Source organism: Janthinobacterium sp. C22 (assembly GCF_057919405.1).
On the sequence record NZ_CP193659.1, the window covers coordinates 5,778,685 to 5,795,577 of the forward strand.

The following is a 16,893-nucleotide window of genomic DNA, read 5'->3' on the forward strand; positions in this document are numbered from 1 at the left end:
CAGGTCTTACATAGAAGTACACGCCACATTGCTCAGGGCAAGGTGACGTGTACGAATCAGTTCATGACGTTAAGTTCTTCTGTGCGGCGCGGCGGGTAGGTTTCCCACTTGTTGCAGCCAGGGCAGTGCCAGTAGAACTGGCGCGCCTTGAAGCCGCAATGGCTGCACTGGTAGCGGGCCAGCTTCTGCGTGTAGCCGTGCACGAGGTTTTTCACCATCGACAGTTCCGACCAGATGGCGGCAGGCGCATCCATCATGCGCGCTTCCAGCAGCTTATCCAGGCCCAGCAGGGTCGGCGTGCGGCGCAGCTCGGCGCTGACCAGCTGCTTCGCCGCTTCCACACCGTCGAGTTCGATGACGGCCTTGAAGACGACTTCGATCAGGTCGATCGACGACGCCTCTTCCAGGTAGGAACGCAGCAGGTTGACGCCTTCCTGTGCACGGCCCACCTTGGTGTAGCCATCCATCAGGCGCTGCGCCACCAGGGCCACGTGCGGCACGCTTTGCTGCTCCACGCGGCGCCAGGTGGTCAGCGCGCCTTCCACGTCGCCGCGCGCCAGCAGCACGTCGCCCGTCAGAATGGTGGCGCGCACGCTCTTGCGGTCCGTCTGCAGGGCTTTTTCCAGCAGCGGCATGGCGTCGTCCGGCTTCATGTGCACCAGCGCGTCATGCGCCAGTTCGCAATAGAACTGGGCGATTTCCTTCTGGCGCGCGCCGGCGCCGATTCCTGCAAGCCCACGGCCGCTTCGATGGCGCGTGGCCATTCCTTTTCGCGCTGGTAGATTTCCAGCAGCGCGCGGCGCGCCTGGGCCGCATATTGCGTGTCGACCAGGCTGTTGAAGGTTTCTTCGGCGCGGTCCAGCAAGCCCGCCTTCAGGTAATCCATGCCCAGCTCGTAGGCGGCGTGGCCCTGCTGTTCCAGCGGCAAGTCCGGGCGCGCCAGCAAGTTCTGGTGCACGCGGATGGCGCGCTCCGTTTCGCCGCGGCGGCGGAACAGGTTGCCCAGCGCAAAGTGCATATCGGCCGATTCCGGGTCCAGCTTGACGACTTCGATGAAGGCGTCGATGGCCTTGTCGTGCTGCTCATTGAGCAGGAAATTCAAGCCCTTGAAGTAATTGCGCGGCAGGCTGCGCGATTCGGACACCAGTTGATGAATGTCCACGCGCGCGGCAATCCAGCCCAGCGCGAAAAACACGGGGATACCCAAGAGCCACCAGAGTTCAAAATCCATGCGATTGTTTTTATTCGAGTAAGAGAGATAGGAGCGACGGCGGCGCTTACTGCGCGCTCACGCTGTCCGGTTGCGGCTGGACATTGCTGGCCACGCCAACGGTCTGCAGCGCGGCAATGGTGGTTTTTGCTTGCTCGCTTCGCGGCGGTGACGGAACACGGTCGGCGTCAGGGCCAATACGCCCAGGCTGGCGCCGGCGACAAAAAAGCCCAGCAGCATCAGGACCAGGGGGCCGCGAATTTCATAATTGAGGAAAACATGCAGGTCGACAACCTGCGCATTCTTCAGCGCAAAACTGAAGAACAGGACGAAAAGAACACAGCCAACGATGGTGGAGATGATTTTCATCGATAGGTCCAGAGTGAACAAAAAAATGCCCGTGCCACATGGCACAAACGTAGAGTGCTGATCAAACCGTAGCGAGCGGCAGTGATTTGTGGCCAAGAAGCGCAACCGTACTGAAGTACGGTGAGCATCGCCGGCCGCAAAGCGCGACGCGCAGTAGGTTTGAGCAGTGCTCTACAGCATATTAACAAAAAAGCGGCATCCAAGGACGCCGCTCTTTATGTCGCCTTCCAGCAGACGATTAATCCTCGATGATCGGTTGCCCGACCATCGCGTCCACCCGCTCGCGCAACTGTTTGCCCGGTTTGAAGTGGGGTACCCGTTTTTCAGGAACCATCACCTTGTCGCCGGACTTCGGGTTGCGGCCGATGCGCGGGGGCCTGCTGTTCAGGGCAAAACTGCCAAAACCGCGGATCTCGATACGCTGACCAGTCGCCAGGGCGTTGGTCATCGCATCGAGAATGGTCTTGACGGCATACTCCGCATCTTTCGCCACCAGCTGAGAATAACGCTCAGCGAGGCGGTTGATCAGCTCGGACTTTGTCATCTGCCAGTATCCGCGAAGTCTTAGTTCTTGTTATCGAACTTAGCTTTCAACAAGGCGCCCAGGCTGGTGGTGCCCGAAGCTGCGTTGTTGTCGGTAGCTGCCATCTTCTGCATGGCTTCCTGGGTTTCCACGTTGTCTTTCGCTTTGATCGACAGTTGGATACCACGGGCTTTGCGGTCGATGTTCAACACCATTGCTTCGACGGTGTCGCCGACTTTCAGGTGCGTACCAGCATCTTCAACGCGGTCGCGCGAGATTTCGGAAGCGCGCAGGTAGCCTTCGACTTCTTCGGACAGTTGGATCACGGCGCCTTTAGGCTCAACCGATTTAACGGTGCCGGTTACCAGCGAGCCTTTGTCGTTCATGGCTGCGAAGTTGTTGAATGGGTCACCTTCCAGTTGCTTGACGCCCAGGGAAACGCGCTCGCGCTCAACGTCGATGGCCAGAACGATGGCTTCCAGTTCGTCACCTTTCTTGAAGCGACGCACGGCTTCTTCGCCGGTTTCGGTCCAGGACAGGTCGGACAGGTGCACCAGACCGTCGATGTTGCCGGCCAGGCCGATGAACACGCCGAAGTCGGTGATCGATTTGATCGCGCCGCGGACTTTGTCACCTTTCTTATGGGTAACACCGAAGTCGTCCCATGGATTGGCTTTGCACTGTTTCATGCCCAGCGAGATACGACGACGCTCTTCGTCGATTTCCAGAACCATCACTTCTACTTCGTCGCCCAGTTGGACAACTTTGTTAGGAGCAACGTTTTTGTTTGTCCAGTCCATTTCGGAAACGTGTACCAGACCTTCGATACCCTGTTCCACTTCAACGAACGCGCCGTAGTCGGTCAGGTTCGTTACTTTACCGAACAGACGGGTGCTTTGTGGGTAACGACGGGACAGACCGGTCCAAGGATCGTCGCCCAGTTGTTTCACGCCCAGCGAAACACGGTTTTTCTCTTGATCGTACTTCAGGACCTTGGCGGTGATTTCCTGGCCAACCGTCAGTACTTCCGACGGGTGACGTACACGGCGCCATGCCAGGTCGGTGATGTGCAGCAGGCCATCGATACCGCCCAGATCCACGAACGCGCCGTAGTCGGTGATATTTTTGACGACGCCGGTCACGACCGTGCCTTCTTTCAGCGTTTCCATCAGTTTCTGACGCTCTTCGCCCATCGAAGCTTCGATGACGGCGCGGCGGGACAGAACCACGTTGTTACGCTTGCGATCCAGCTTGATCACTTTGAATTCGAGGGTCTTGCCTTCGAATGGGGTGGTGTCTTTGACAGGACGGGTATCAACCAGCGAGCCCGGCAGGAATGCGCGGATGCCGTTGGTCAACACGGTCAGACCGCCTTTGACTTTACCATTGACGGTACCGACGACGATTTCGCCCGATTCCATCGCTTTTTCCAGAGCCAGCCACGAAGCCAGACGCTTGGCTTTATCGCGCGACAGGATGGTATCGCCGAAACCGTTTTCCAGCGATTCGATCGCCACGGAAACGAAGTCACCAACTTTGACTTCCAGTTCGCCGTGGTCGTTCTTGAATTCTTCGACAGGGATGAATGCTTCGGATTTGAGGCCAGCGTTCACGATCACGAAATTGTGGTCGAGGCGCACGACTTCAGCGGAAATAACTTCGCCGGAGCGCATATCTTGACGCGACAACGATTCCTCGAAGAGCGCAGCAAAACTTTCCATACCGGTAGATTCGTTAGTTGTAACAGTAGACATAGGGTTCACACAGGTTATCCAGCAGAGATCGCACGATGCGACTTAAACTGGGTTAGGTTTTTGACACACCCGGACAGGCCAGGAGCCGTCAACGGGCACCACATAGCACAACAACACGCTATTTTGCTGCAGCTGCATACCATTTCAACACGGCTTCAACGGCATCATCTGCCGTCATTTCCGACGTATCGAGGACATGCGCCCCTTCCGCGGGGACCAGCGGCGCAATCGCACGGTGAGTATCACGTTCGTCCCGCGCCTGCAAATCCATCAGAAGGTCTTCCATATTAGCAGAAAAACCCTTGTCTATCAATTGCTTGTAGCGCCGTTGCGCGCGCGCCTCGACACTGGCCGTGAGGAACACCTTCAATTGGGCATGCGGGAAGATCACCGTGCCCATGTCGCGCCCGTCGGCCACCAGGCCCGGCGTCTTGCGAAAACCCAGCTGCAAGCTGACCAGGGCCTGGCGTACCGTTGGCAACACGGCAATTTTCGACGCCGTGTTGCCGACTTCCTCGGCACGGATGTGCTCGGTGACGTTTTCCTGTGCCAGCAGGATCTCGCCATTGGCAAAGTGGCAAGGCAAGTGTTCAGCCAGCTTGGCCAGCGCGTGCTCGTCGCGCAAGTCCGTGCCGCGGCGCAGCGCGCTCAAGGCCGTCAGCCGGTACAGCGCGCCCGAGTCCAGGTAATGAAAACCCAGCTTGTCGGCCACGCGGTGCGCCACCGTGCCCTTGCCGGAAGCGGTGGGGCCGTCGATGGCGATGACTGGGATGGTGGAGTTCGGCATTGTATTATTTATCAATTAAATTAATGTATCTTTGGCAATCCCCGCGAAGGCGGCGAAATACTCGGGGAAGGTCTTGGCCACGCATTTCGGGTCGTTGATGCGCATCTCGTTGCCGCGGCGGGCGGCGCCGTCCAGCGAGGCGAGCGAAAAGCACATGGCCATGCGGTGGTCGTCATACGTGTCGATGGTCGCCGCCTGGATCTCGGCCGGCGGCGTCACGCGCAGGTAGTCGGCGCCCTCTTCCACTTCGGCGCCCAGCTTGCGCAATTCCGTCGCCATGGCAGCCAGGCGGTCCGTTTCCTTCACCCGCCAGCTGGCGATGTTGCGCAAGGTGCTGGTGCCGTCCGCGTACAGGGCGGCCACGGCGATCGTCATGGCCGCGTCGGGGATATGGTTGAAGTCCATGTCGACGGCCTTCAGCACGCCGTTCGAGCGGGCCTCGATCCAGTTCTCGCCCATGGTGATGGTCGCGCCCATCTGCTGCAAGGCTTCGACGAAACGCACGTCGCCCTGGATGCTGTCGCGCCCCACGCCTTCCACCCGCACGGGACCGCCGCCGATGGCGCCGGCCGCCAGGAAATACGAGGCCGACGAGGCGTCGCCCTCGACGTGGATCGTGCCCGGGCTTTGGTACTGCTGGCCCGGCTGCACGGTGAACGACTGCCAGCCGTCATGCTCGACGGTCACGCCGAAGCGGCGCATCAGGTTCAGGGTGATCTCGATATACGGCTTCGAAATCAGCTCGCCCGTGACATCGATGGTGACCGCATGGTCGCGCGCCATCAGCGGCGCCACCATCAGCAGGGCCGTCAGGAACTGGCTCGACACGTTGCCGCGCACGGCGATGCGCTGCGCGTGGATGTGGCCGCGGCGGATGCGCAGCGGCGGGAAGCCCTGCTCGCCCGTGTACTCGATCTGCGTGCCGACGGCGTTCAGCGCGTCGACCAGGTCGCCGATGGGGCGCTCGTGCATGCGCGACACGCCGTGCAGGGTGTAGTCGCCGCCGATCACGGCCAGCGCAGCCGTCAGCGGGCGGATCGCCGTGCCGGCATTGCCCATGAACAGGTCCGCCTCGTGGTGCGGGAACACGCCGCCGCAGCCTTCCACGTGGTGCACCTGGTGCGCCGTGGCCGGGTCGCCCGTCAATTCATCCTGCGTCCATTTGACGCCCAGCGACGTCAATGCCGTCAGCATGACGAAGGTGTCGTCGGAGGCGAGCAGGTCGATGATCTTCGTCGTGCCCTTGGCCAGCGCGGCCAGCAGCAGCACGCGGTTGGAAATGCTTTTCGAACCGGGCAAGCGCACCGTGCCTTCGGCGTGCATCACCGGCTTCAGATCGATATGGTGGGGGTAGTGCTTGGTCTGGGTCATGCTGGAATCCTTGAGTATTTATCGTGTGGGCGCGGCCGGCATTTCCGCCGTTTCGATCGCCTCGATCCATTGCTGCCGCGCGTGCTGGGCGTTCGCGTACACGCCCTCGATGGCGGCGCCGTCGTTCGCGGCCAGGTGGGCGCGCAAGGTCGTCAACTGCGCCAGGTAGGCGTCCAGTTCATGCAGCAGCGCCGGCTGGTTGGCCAGGCTGATGTCGCGCCACATTTCCGGCGATGAGCCGGCGATGCGCGTAAAGTCGCGAAAGCCGCTGGCCGCGTATTGGAACAGCAGGCCCGCGTGCGGTTTGTTGGCGATGTCGTCGACCAGCGCAAAAGCCAGCAAATGCGGCAGATGGCTGACGGCGGCAAACACCTTGTCGTGTTCTTCGGGGCTCAAGGTGTGCAGGATGGCGCCGCAGGCGCGCCACGCGGCCGCCACCCGTTCCACATCGGCGGCGCTATTTTCCGCCAGCGGCGTGAGCACCACTTTCTTGCCTCGATACAGATCGACGATGGCCGCATCGGGGCCATTCGTCTCGCGTCCCGCGATCGGGTGCCCGGGCACGAATTGCGCCACCTTGCCACCGAGCGCTGCGCGCGCGGCCGCCACCACGTCGCTTTTCGTGCTGCCCGCGTCGGTGACGATGGTACCGGGCTGCAAATGCGGCGCGATGGACGCCAGGATGGCGCCCGTCTGCGCCACGGGCGCGGCGACCAGCACCAGGTCGGCGCCCGCCATGGCTTGCGCCATGTCGCCGCCGATTTCATCGATGATGCGCAGTTCCAGCGCGCGCGCCATCGAGGCCGGCGAGCGGCCCATGCCGACCACCGTGCCGACAGCGCCCGCGTGCTTCAGGGCGCGCGCGAACGAGCCGCCGATCAGGCCCACGCCAAAGATAACGACCTTGTTCAGTGCAGGCGTCGTCATACGGTCAGGCCAGCGCTTTCGTCAGCGCGGCGATGAAGATGGCGTTTTCCTGCGGCAGGCCGATGGAAATGCGCAGCCATTGCGGCAAGCCGTAGCTGCCGACGGGGCGCACGATCACGCCCTGCTTGAGCAGCGCCAGGTTGACGCGCGCGCCTGCCGCATCATCGTCTCCCACTTTGACCAGCACGAAATTGCCGTGCGACGGCACGTATTCCAGGCCCAGTTGCGCAAACGCTTCCGTAAACTGCTGGTAGCCGGCCGCGTTGTTGCGCGCGCTTTGTTCGAGGAAGGCCTTGTCGTTCAGGGCGGCAATCGCGGCCGCCTGCGCCAGCGAGTTGACGTTGAACGGCTGGCGGATGCGGTTCATCAGGTCCGTCAGCACCGGTTGGGCGATGGCAAAGCCGATGCGCAGGCCGGCCAGGCCATACGCCTTCGACAAGGTGCGCGAGACCACCAGATTCGGATACTGGCGCACCCACGCCGTCGACTCGTACTGCTCGTCGGCCGAGAGGAATTCGTTGTACGCCTCGTCGAGCACGACGACGACGTGCGCCGGCACTTTCTTGAGGAAGGCTTCCAGCTGCGCGGCCGTCAGGAAGGTGCCGGTCGGGTTGTTCGGATTGGCGATGAAGACCAGACGCGTGTCGTCGGCGATCGCCGCCGCCATGGCGTCGAGGTCATGGCCGTAGGCTTGCGCCGGCACGACGATGTGGCGCGCGCCCAGGCCTTGCGTGGCCAGCGCGTACACGGCGAACGAGTATTGCGAGTACACGACGGACTGGCCGTGCTCGACAAACGCGTGCGCGGCGATTTCCAGGATGTCGTTGCTGCCATTGCCCAGGGTGATCCAGTCGGCCGGCACGTCGTAGCGCTTCGACAGCACGGCTTTCAAGTCGAAGCCGTTGGCGTCCGGGTAGCGGCCCAGGTCATCGATGGCGGCGATCATCGCCTGCTTTGCCGATTCCGGCATGCCGTACGGATTTTCATTCGACGCCAGCTTGACGATGGCTGCCTCGTCGAGGCCGAATTCGCGCGCGACTTCCGCGATCGGTTTGCCGCTCTGGTAAGGGGCGATGACGCGGACGTATTCTGGACCGATATTTTTAGACATGGTGCTCTTTAAAAGTTGGTGAATGATTAGGCTGGTGGCTGTTGTTGGGTTACGCTGCGCTAACCCAAGCTACGGCTTACCGTGGTTGTTTGTTGGGTTACGCTGCGCTAACCCAACCTACAGCTTACCGTAGGTCGGATTAGCGCAGCGTAATCCGACACCACCATCGGCGTCACAAACTGACCGGATACGACCCCAGCACCTTGAAAAACGCCGCATTGCTCTGCAGCTCGGCCAGCGCCTGGGCGACGGCCGCGTCCTGCACGTGGCCTTCCACATCGACATAGAAATAATACTCCCAGCTGCCCATGCGCGCCGGGCGCGACTCGAAGCGCGTCATCGATACGCCGTGCTTCGCCAGGGGCGCCAGCAGCTGGTACACGGCGCCCGCCTTGTTCGGCACGGCCAATACCAGCGAGGTCTGGTCCTTGCCCGACGGCGCCGTCTGCAAGGTGCCCACGACGGCAAAGCGCGTGCGGTTGTGCGGATCGTCCTGGATATGTCCCTTGACCACGCCCAGCTTGTACTGCGCTCCGGCCAGTTCGCTGGCAATCGCCGCGACGCTACCGTCTTCGCCGGCCATGCGGGCCGCTTCCGCGTTCGAAGCCACGGCGTAGCGCGCGACGTGCGGATAATTCTGGTTCAGCCACACCTGACACTGCGCCAGCGCTTGCGAATGGGCGCAAATCGAGGTGACGCCGTCCATGTTGCCGCTCTTCGTCATCAGGCTGTGGTGCACGGCGATCGCCACCTCGCCGCTGATGATGAGGCTCGTCTGCAGCATCATGTCCAGCGTGCGGTTGACGGCGCCTTCCGAGGAATTTTCGATCGGGACCACGCCGAAGTCCGCCGTACCCGCCTCGGCGGAACGGAACACTTCATCGATGGACGCGCACGGCAAGCCTTCAACGGCGCTGCCGAACTGCTGGTACACGGCCTGTTCGCTGAAGGTGCCGGCCGGGCCAAGGTAGGCCACGGTGACGCGCTTTTCCAGCGAGCGGCAGGACGACATGATTTCGCGGAAGATGGTCTGCACTTCGCGATCGCCCATGGGACCGGGATTGCGCTCGGCCACGCCGCGCAGCACCTGCGCCTCGCGCTCGGGGCGGAACACGGGCGCCTGCGTCTCGGCCTTCACGTGGCCCACCTGCTGGGCGATTTGCGCGCGGCGGTTCAGCAGTTCGAGGATTTGCGCGTCGATCGCATCGATCTGTTCGCGCAGCGGTTTCAATTTATCGGTCATGGTTGTTTGTTTCGTCAGCTGTACTTCAATCATTGCCGCGCGGCCTGCGCCGGCGGCGGGCCGGCGCGGTCGCTTAAGCGACTCAGCGTCCGGCAAACTCGTTCAAATAGGTGACCAGGGCTTGCACGCCCTCAATCGGCATCGCGTTATAGATCGATGCACGCATGCCGCCGACGGACTTGTGGCCCTTCAGTTGCAGCAGGCCGCGCTGCTTGGCGCCGGCCAGGAATGCGTCGTTCAGACTTTCGTCGCGCAGATAGAACGGGATGGTCATGCGCGAGCGGTATGCGGGGTCGACCCGGTTCTGGTAGAAGTCGTCCGCATCGAGCGCCGCGTACAGCAGCGCCGCTTTCTCAATATTACGCTGTTCCATGGCTGCAACGCCACCCTGGCGTTTGAGCCACTGGAAAACCAGGCCGGCGATGTAGATGCCGTAGGTGGGCGGCGTGTTGTACATCGACTCATGCTCGGCCACGATGGTCCAGTCGAAAGCCGACGGGCAGATCGGCAATGCCTTGCCCAGCAAGTCTTCGCGCACGATGACCAGGGTCAGGCCGGCCGGGCCGATATTTTTCTGCGCGCCGCCGAAGATCACGCCGTATTGCGACACGTCGATCACGCGCGACAGGATGTGCGAGGACATGTCGGCCACGATGGTGGTGCCTGCCGGCACGTTCGGCGCCTGCTGGAATTCCACGCCGTCGATGGTTTCATTGGTGCAGATGTGCAGGTAGGCCGCGCCCGGCGTCAGCTTCCATTCGGCGACGGGCGGCACGCCCGTGAAACGGGCAGCCTTGGACGACGCGGCCACGTTCACGCTGGCATACTTGGCCGCTTCCTGGATCGACTTGCCCGACCACGAACCCGTGTGCACGAAGTCCACGGTGGCCGGCTGCTGCGCGGCCAGGCCCACCAGATTCATCGGGATGATGGCGTTCTCGCCCAGTCCGCCGCCCTGCAGGAACAGGATTTTATAGTTCTCGGGCACGGCCAGCAGCTCGCGCAGGTCGGCCACCGCCTGCTGGTAGATCGAAATGAATTCGGGACCACGGTGACTCATTTCCATCACCGACATGCCGCTGCCATGCCAGTCCTGCATTTCAAAGGCCGCTTGCGCCAGCACTTCCTTGGGCAGGACGGCGGGGCCGGCTGAAAAATTGTAGATATGGGTCACGATACGGTCCTTGGCAAAATGGGAATCTTATTGGGGCGACTGCGTGGCCGCCCGCATGACCTGGTCAAGCACGGCGTTCACGCGCGGGATCAGCACGCGCTGGCTGATGGCCATCGACTCGGCCGACAGTTGCGGCATGGTGGCCAGCATCTTGCGTCCCAGCGGCGTCTTGTAGAAGGCCGTCAGCTGCTCGACTTCCGGCACCGTGTAAAAACGCGCGTACAGGGGCACCATCTCGTCGCCCAGCTCGTCGATCAGGGTCGGGTCGGCCAGTACCTGCGTCAGGGTGGCGATGGCGAGGGGGATTTCTTCCTCGGCGCTGGCCAGCGCGCGCGCCTTGCGCTGATCATCCAGTTTCGGGTTGCTGTTGATTTGCTGCTGCGCCGACTGGCGTATCATGGCCGGCACCGATTGCAGCATCTGGTCGAAGATGCTGCGCGTGAGCTGCGGGAACTGCATCGCGTCGAGCATGCGCCGCACGGCCACTTTCATGGCGGGGCTGGGCGCCGCCTGGCGGGCGGGCGTGGCTTGCGTGCTCTGGGCCAGGGCCGGCAGGGTCGCAAGAAAGGCCAGCGAAAACGCGGCGAAGAAGGTGGCGACGATTTTTCTCATGGCATGCGGGATGTTGAATGACTGGTAAAAGGGCACTGCCGGCGATGCATGTCGGCTTACGCCCGACGGGCTAAGCCGACCTACGAAATTGTGCTGGCGGCGCCAGGAAAAGGCACGCCAATAGCAATTGGGGCTCCCGAAAGAGCCCCAATCATCTTACTCCGGCTGGGCCGGGTCGACAGGATCGGCTGGTTCGGCCGCTGCCGGTGCGGCATCCGTGCCCGCCTCCGTCGTCAGCTCGACTTCGTCGATATCCGTTTCCACCACGCGCTGCAGGCCGGACAGCTTGGTGCCGTCTTCCACGGCGATCAGGGTCACGCCCTGCGTCGCGCGGCCCATCTCGCGGATTTCCGACACGCGGGTGCGGATCAAGACGCCGCCGGTGGTGATCAGCATGATTTCATCGCTGGCATCGACCAGTGTCGCGGCAACCACTTTACCGTTGCGCTCGCTGGTCTGGATGGCGATCATGCCTTTCGTGCCACGGCCATGGCGCGTGTACTCGGTGATCGGCGTACGCTTGCCGTAGCCGTTTTCCGTGGCCGTCAGCACCGACTGCTGCTCGTTCTCGGCCACCAGCAGCGCGATCACGTGCTGGCCTTCTTCCAGGTTCATGCCGCGCACGCCGCGCGCCGTGCGGCCCATCGGACGCACATCGTTTTCGTCGAAGCGCACTGCCTTGCCCGAATCGGAGAACAGCATCACGTCGTGCTGACCGTCCGTCAGCGCCGCGCCGATCAGGAAGTCGCCGTCGTCCAGGTCGACCGCGATGATGCCGGCCTTGCGTGGATTGCTGAAGTCCTTCAGCGGCGTCTTTTTCACGGTGCCGAGGCTGGTCGACATGAACACGTAATGGTCTTCCGGGAACGTGCGGTTCTCGCCCGACAGCGGCAGGATCACGGTGATCTTTTCGTTGTCCTGCAGCGGGAACATGTTGACGATCGGCTTGCCGCGCGAATTGCGCGAGCCTTGCGGCACTTCCCACACCTTCAGCCAGTACATGCGGCCACGATCCGAGAAGCACAGGATGTAGTCGTGCGTGTTGGCGATGAACAGCTGGTCGATCCAGTCTTCCTCTTTCGTCGCCATGGCCTGCTTGCCGCGGCCGCCGCGCTTCTGTGCGCGGTATTCGGTGATCGGCTGCGCCTTCATGTAGCCGGTGTGCGACAGGGTCACGACCATGTCCTGCGGCGTGATCAGGTCTTCCGTCTCCAGGTCGGTCGCGTTCAACTCGATCTGCGAGCGGCGCACGTCCTTGTTGCCGGCGCCGTATTCGTTCTTCGCCGCCGTCATTTCATCGGTGATGATGACGGTGACGCGTTCCGGCTTGGCCAGGATGTCGAGCAAGTCGGCGATATGTTCCATCACGTCCTTGTACTCGTTGACGATCTTGTCCTGCTCCAGGCCCGTCAGGCGCTGCAGGCGCATCTGCAAGATTTCCTGCGCCTGGTCGTCCGACAGCTTGTACAGGCCATCGGCCTGCATGCCGTAGTGCTTCGGCAGGTTTTCCGGACGGTAGGCATCCACGCCGCCCGGCGTCGTGCCGTCGCCCGTGCGGGCCAGCATTTCGCGCACGACGGACGAATCCCAGGCCTTGGCCATCAGCTCGACCTTGGCGATCGGCGGCGTCGGCGCGGCCTTGATGATGGCGATGAAGTCATCGATGTTGGCCAGCGCGACAGCCAGGCCTTCGAGCACGTGGCCGCGTTCGCGCGCCTTGCGCAGTTCGAACACGGTACGGCGCGTGACCACTTCGCGGCGGTGCGACAGGAAGCATTGCAGCATCTGCTTGAGGTTCAGCAGCTTCGGCTGACCATCGACCAGGGCCACCATGTTCATGCCGAAGGTGTCCTGCAACTGGGTCTGCTTGTACAGGTTGTTAAGCACCACTTCCGGCACTTCGCCCCGTTTCAGCTCGATCACCACGCGCATGCCCGACTTGTCGGATTCGTCGCGGATGTCGGAAATGCCGTCGAGCTTCTTGTCGCGCACGTTTTCAGCGATGCGTTCCAGCAAGGATTTCTTGTTGACCTGGAATGGCAGTTCGTCGACGATGATGGCGATGCGGCCGCCATCCTTGCCGTATTCCTCGAAGTGGGTCTTGGCGCGCATGACGACGCGGCCGCGGCCCGTGCGGTAACCGTCGCGCACGCCGGACACGCCATAGATGATGCCGGCCGTCGGGAAGTCCGGCGCCGGGATCAGCTCGATCAATTCATCGATCGTGCATTCGGGGTTGCGCAGCACGTGCAGCGCGCCGTCGATGACTTCGGTGATGTTGTGTGGCGGAATGTTCGTCGCCATGCCGACGGCGATACCGGACGAGCCGTTGATCAGCAGGTTCGGAATACGCGTCGGCAAGACCGTCGGCTCCTTTTCCTTGCCATCGTAGTTGGGCTGGAAGTCGACGGTATCCTTGTCGATATCGGCCAGCAGCTCGCTGGCGATCTTGTCCAGGCGGCACTCGGTGTAACGCATCGCCGCGGCGCCGTCGCCGTCGACGGAACCGAAGTTGCCCTGGCCATCGACGAGCATGTAGCGCAGCGAAAAATCTTGCGCCATGCGCACCAGCGTGTCGTAGATCGAGGCATCGCCGTGGGGATGGTATTTACCCATGGTTTCGCCGACCACGCGGGCGCACTTGACGTAAGGGCGGTTCCACACGTTATTCATTTCATGCATCGCGAACAAGACGCGGCGGTGCACTGGCTTCAAGCCATCGCGCGCATCGGGCAAGGCACGGCCGACGATCACGCTCATGGCGTAATCGAGGTAGCTCTTGCGCATCTCTTCTTCGAGGGAAATAGGAATTGTTTCTTTTGCGAATTGATCCATTGGCGGTTCGACTGATCTCAGGCTGTGGTTAACTTATCTGTTACGCAATGTATGACGCAATACTGCATATCCTGGGTGGCTGTCGTCGTGGACGCCGCGCCGCGCGCTGCTGGCGCGGCCCGGCTTCCATGTCGCAGAGTGCCAGAACAAATCGGCGGGCTGACGGCAAGGCCAGTACGGGTACCGCAAGGGTAGGTGCTGGCCATGCAGTGCCGCCGTGGGCATTGCCCGGCACTCTTAACAGTCAAGCGCACGATTTTAGCATGCGCGCCCAGCTACCTGTACAAATTGGCCATACCGGCAAGATTGGCAGTTTGCGCCGGGGCCGCGCATATTGACCTGTCGATAATGCACAATGGCAATATCAGTTCAAGACATCTGCCCTTAAAAGTGGCAAAAAAACGATCAATTGTTACAGATGCGTTACAAATGGGCATTTTCGTTGCGCAAAAACAACGCACGGTCTAAAATCGGGCAAGCTTTGATTTAACCACGGTCGTGTGCCCCTGATGCGTGTGGCAAAATGACTGGGAAGTTAATTGCTAGTTTCGCAATCTGAAACGAGCGCATATGGTCTACATGATAAAATCTTGGCACGTAGCACCAGTAGCGCAGTGTTGTTCTGCGGATATCACCCCCGAAAGGAAAAAAGAATGAATAAATTTGTAACGCTGTTTTTCGCTGCATCCGCAGTGATTGCTGGCTCGGCTTCGGCCCAAACCCCAACCTCCCCACCATTCGCGCCAGTTACCACTGACATCAAAGCACCAAGCCCAAAAAGCGCTTACGTGCAAGATGCCCGCGGCGTGATCGTGCGTGACCCATTCGGCCTGTGCTGGCGCACCGGCTACTGGACACCTGCTGACGCAGTGCCAGGTTGCGACGTGCCACTGTGCGTAGAGCCAGAAACCCTGCAAGACGGCAAATGCGTAGCACCTCCAGCGCCAGTCGTACCAGCTCCAGCACCAGCACCAGTCGTGCCAGTGCCAGTCGTCGTTGCTCCTACCTCGGAAAAAGTCAGCTTCGCCGCTGATGCATTCTTCGATTTCGACAAAGCTACGCTGAAGCCAGAAGGCAAAGCCAAGCTGGACGAGCTGACCGCACAACTGGGCGGCATCAACCTGGAAGTCATCATCGCTGTGGGTCACACCGACTCCGTCGGCACCGATGCTTACAACCAAAAACTGTCGGTACGTCGTGCTGATGCTGTCAAAGCCTACCTGGTCACAAAAGGCGTTGAAAGCAACCGCGTGTACACCGAAGGCAAAGGCGAGAAACAACCTGTTGCTGACAACAAAACTGCCGAAGGCCGTGCGAAAAACCGTCGCGTGGAAATCGAAGTTGTTGGTACCCGCAACAAGTAATAGCTGAACCCCTGGACTTGCCGCGAGTCATCGCGCAAGTCAAGAACAGCATGAAAAACCCCGCCACGGCGGGGTTTTTTTCGTCCGTGGCTGCCCAATTGTAAAATTGCCGCTATTATTCGACCTATGAACGCCGACCCTCTCGAAATCCAAAAATTCAGTGAGCTGGCCCACCGCTGGTGGGACCCCACTTCCGAGTTTCGTCCCCTGCACGAAATTAACCCCCTGCGCCTGGAATGGATCAACGCGAAAGTGCCGCTGGCCGGCAAGCGCGTGATCGACATCGGCTGCGGCGGCGGCATCCTGGCCGAATCGATGGCCCGCAAGGGCGCCGACGTGACGGGCATCGACCTGTCCGACAAGGCCCTGAAGGTGGCCGACCTGCACAGCCTGGAATCAGGCGCCAAGGTACGCTACAAGCTGATCGCCGCCGAAGCCATGGCCGAGGAAGAGCCGGGCCAGTACGACGTCGTGACGTGCATGGAAATGCTCGAGCACGTGCCGGACCCCGCCGCCATCGTCAAGGCTTGCGCCACGCTGGTGAAACCGGGCGGCCACGTCTTCCTGTCGACCCTGAACCGCAACCCGAAAGCGTACCTGTTTGCCATCCTGGGCGCCGAATACCTGCTGCGCCTGCTGCCGAAAGGCACGCACGACTATGACAAATTCATCACCCCGGCCGAACTGTCGCAATACGTGCGCAGCGCCGGCCTGGACGTCAACAGCATGCGTGGCATGGGCTACAATCCACTGACCAAGATTTACTCACTTAATAGCGATACCAGCGTCAATTATTTGGTCGCCTGCACCCGGCCGCTGTAACCATCACGCACAATACAAGGCGGCTGCGGCCGCCATTTTTCATTCCCACTTGACACAATTTGCCCGCCATGATCACTGACCATCTGCCAGCCCCGCGCGCCATCCTGTTCGACCTCGACGGCACCCTGGCCGACACCGCGCCCGACCTGGCAGCGGCCATCAACCTGCTGCGCGCGCGCGCCGGCCTGGCGCCGACCCCGTATGACATCCTGCGCCCCACGGCCTCGGCCGGCGCGCGCGGCATGATAGGCGCGTCGTATGGCATAGCCCCTGGCGAAAGCGGCTACGAAGCCCTGAAAGACGGCTTCCTGAACAATTACGAAGCGGCCCTGGCGGTGGAAAGCCGTTTATTCGACGGCATCCCCGCCATGCTCGACGGCCTGCAGGCGCTGGGCCTGGCCTGGGGCGTGGTCACCAACAAGGCCGCCCGCTTCACCGACCCGCTGGTGGGCCAGATCGGCCTGGGCGGCGCCGGCTGCGTGATCTCGGGCGACACCATGGCGCACCCGAAACCCCATCCCGCGCCCCTGCTGGAAGCGGCGCGCCGCCTGGACCTGGCGCCGGAAGAGTGCTGGTACGTGGGCGACGACCTGCGCGACATCCAGGCCGGCCGCGCCGCCGGCATGCGCACGGTGGCCTGCGCCTGGGGCTACTGCGGCCCCGTCGAGCCGCAGCACTGGAACGCCGACCACCTGCTCGATACGCCGCAAGCGTTGCTGGAACTGGTGACTGGCGTGGTGAAGGCGGCGCAGGAGCGGCAGCTGGCGGCTTGAGGCGCATGCCTTACGTCG

General features: G+C 61.8%; 14 protein-coding genes and 2 pseudogenes. 4 read left to right on the forward strand and 12 right to left on the reverse strand.

The window, feature by feature from the left end; translation table 11 throughout:
* Positions 1-56 precede the first annotated feature (56 nt).
* The 12 genes and pseudogenes from lapB to gyrA form a co-directional block, all read right to left on the reverse strand.
* Positions 57-1,231: pseudogene (lapB, locus tag ACRHIG_RS27080) on the reverse strand (lipopolysaccharide assembly protein LapB).
* A 46-nt stretch (positions 1,232-1,277) separates the two neighbouring features.
* Positions 1,278-1,579 (reverse strand): annotated as a pseudogene (locus ACRHIG_RS27085) (LapA family protein).
* A 238-nt stretch (positions 1,580-1,817) separates the two neighbouring features.
* Positions 1,818-2,123, reverse strand: coding sequence for an integration host factor subunit beta (locus tag ACRHIG_RS27090; RefSeq protein ID WP_008446215.1), 306 nt, complete (start codon positions 2,121-2,123; stop codon positions 1,818-1,820).
* Positions 2,124-2,143: 20 nt separating this feature from the next.
* Positions 2,144-3,856, reverse strand: a complete 1,713-nt coding sequence (rpsA, locus tag ACRHIG_RS27095; RefSeq protein ID WP_071650172.1) for a 30S ribosomal protein S1 — start codon at positions 3,854-3,856, stop codon at positions 2,144-2,146.
* Between the two features lie 118 nt (positions 3,857-3,974).
* Positions 3,975-4,643 carry a (d)CMP kinase gene (cmk, locus tag ACRHIG_RS27100; protein WP_475415707.1) on the reverse strand — a complete coding sequence of 223 codons (669 nt, stop codon included), beginning with the start codon at positions 4,641-4,643 and terminating at the stop codon, positions 3,975-3,977.
* Between the two features lie 15 nt (positions 4,644-4,658).
* On the reverse strand, positions 4,659-6,014 hold the full coding sequence (gene aroA / locus ACRHIG_RS27105; RefSeq protein ID WP_034751802.1) for a 3-phosphoshikimate 1-carboxyvinyltransferase: 1,356 nt from the start codon (positions 6,012-6,014) through the stop codon (positions 4,659-4,661).
* An 18-nt stretch (positions 6,015-6,032) separates the two neighbouring features.
* Positions 6,033-6,941 carry a prephenate dehydrogenase gene (locus tag ACRHIG_RS27110; protein ID WP_489628514.1) on the reverse strand — a complete coding sequence of 303 codons (909 nt, stop codon included), beginning with the start codon at positions 6,939-6,941 and terminating at the stop codon, positions 6,033-6,035.
* 4 nt (positions 6,942-6,945) lie between these two features.
* Positions 6,946-8,052, reverse strand: coding sequence for a histidinol-phosphate transaminase (gene hisC, locus ACRHIG_RS27115; protein WP_489628515.1), 1,107 nt, complete (start codon positions 8,050-8,052; stop codon positions 6,946-6,948).
* Positions 8,053-8,224: 172 nt separating this feature from the next.
* Positions 8,225-9,295 (reverse strand): prephenate dehydratase, encoded by a 1,071-nt coding sequence (gene pheA, locus ACRHIG_RS27120; protein ID WP_475415711.1) that lies wholly within the window; start codon positions 9,293-9,295, stop codon positions 8,225-8,227.
* Between the two features lie 82 nt (positions 9,296-9,377).
* On the reverse strand, positions 9,378-10,469 hold the full coding sequence (gene serC / locus ACRHIG_RS27125) for a 3-phosphoserine/phosphohydroxythreonine transaminase (protein ID WP_489628516.1): 1,092 nt from the start codon (positions 10,467-10,469) through the stop codon (positions 9,378-9,380).
* 27 nt (positions 10,470-10,496) lie between these two features.
* Entirely contained in the window at positions 10,497-11,081 is a 585-nt protein-coding gene (locus tag ACRHIG_RS27130; protein ID WP_475415713.1) for a DUF2059 domain-containing protein, read from the reverse strand.
* A gap of 156 nt (positions 11,082-11,237) precedes the next feature.
* On the reverse strand, positions 11,238-13,916 hold the full coding sequence (gyrA, locus tag ACRHIG_RS27135; RefSeq protein ID WP_475415714.1) for a DNA gyrase subunit A: 2,679 nt from the start codon (positions 13,914-13,916) through the stop codon (positions 11,238-11,240).
* Between the two features lie 195 nt (positions 13,917-14,111).
* On the opposite strand from gyrA, the gene ACRHIG_RS27140 reads away from it, so the two are divergent.
* From ACRHIG_RS27140 to ACRHIG_RS27155, 4 genes are all read left to right on the forward strand, one after another.
* Positions 14,112-14,384: a hypothetical protein gene (locus ACRHIG_RS27140; protein ID WP_489628517.1), complete on the forward strand. Its 273-nt coding sequence runs from the start codon at positions 14,112-14,114 to the stop codon at positions 14,382-14,384.
* Between the two features lie 185 nt (positions 14,385-14,569).
* A complete protein-coding gene (ompA, locus tag ACRHIG_RS27145) occupies positions 14,570-15,280 on the forward strand; it encodes an outer membrane protein OmpA (RefSeq protein WP_436542644.1) in 711 nt (236 codons plus the stop codon).
* Positions 15,281-15,406: 126 nt separating this feature from the next.
* Positions 15,407-16,102, forward strand: coding sequence for a bifunctional 2-polyprenyl-6-hydroxyphenol methylase/3-demethylubiquinol 3-O-methyltransferase UbiG (gene ubiG, locus ACRHIG_RS27150; RefSeq protein ID WP_230538500.1), 696 nt, complete (start codon positions 15,407-15,409; stop codon positions 16,100-16,102).
* Positions 16,103-16,170: 68 nt separating this feature from the next.
* Positions 16,171-16,875 (forward strand): HAD family hydrolase, encoded by a 705-nt coding sequence (locus ACRHIG_RS27155; RefSeq protein WP_489628518.1) that lies wholly within the window; start codon positions 16,171-16,173, stop codon positions 16,873-16,875.
* Positions 16,876-16,893 lie beyond the last annotated feature (18 nt).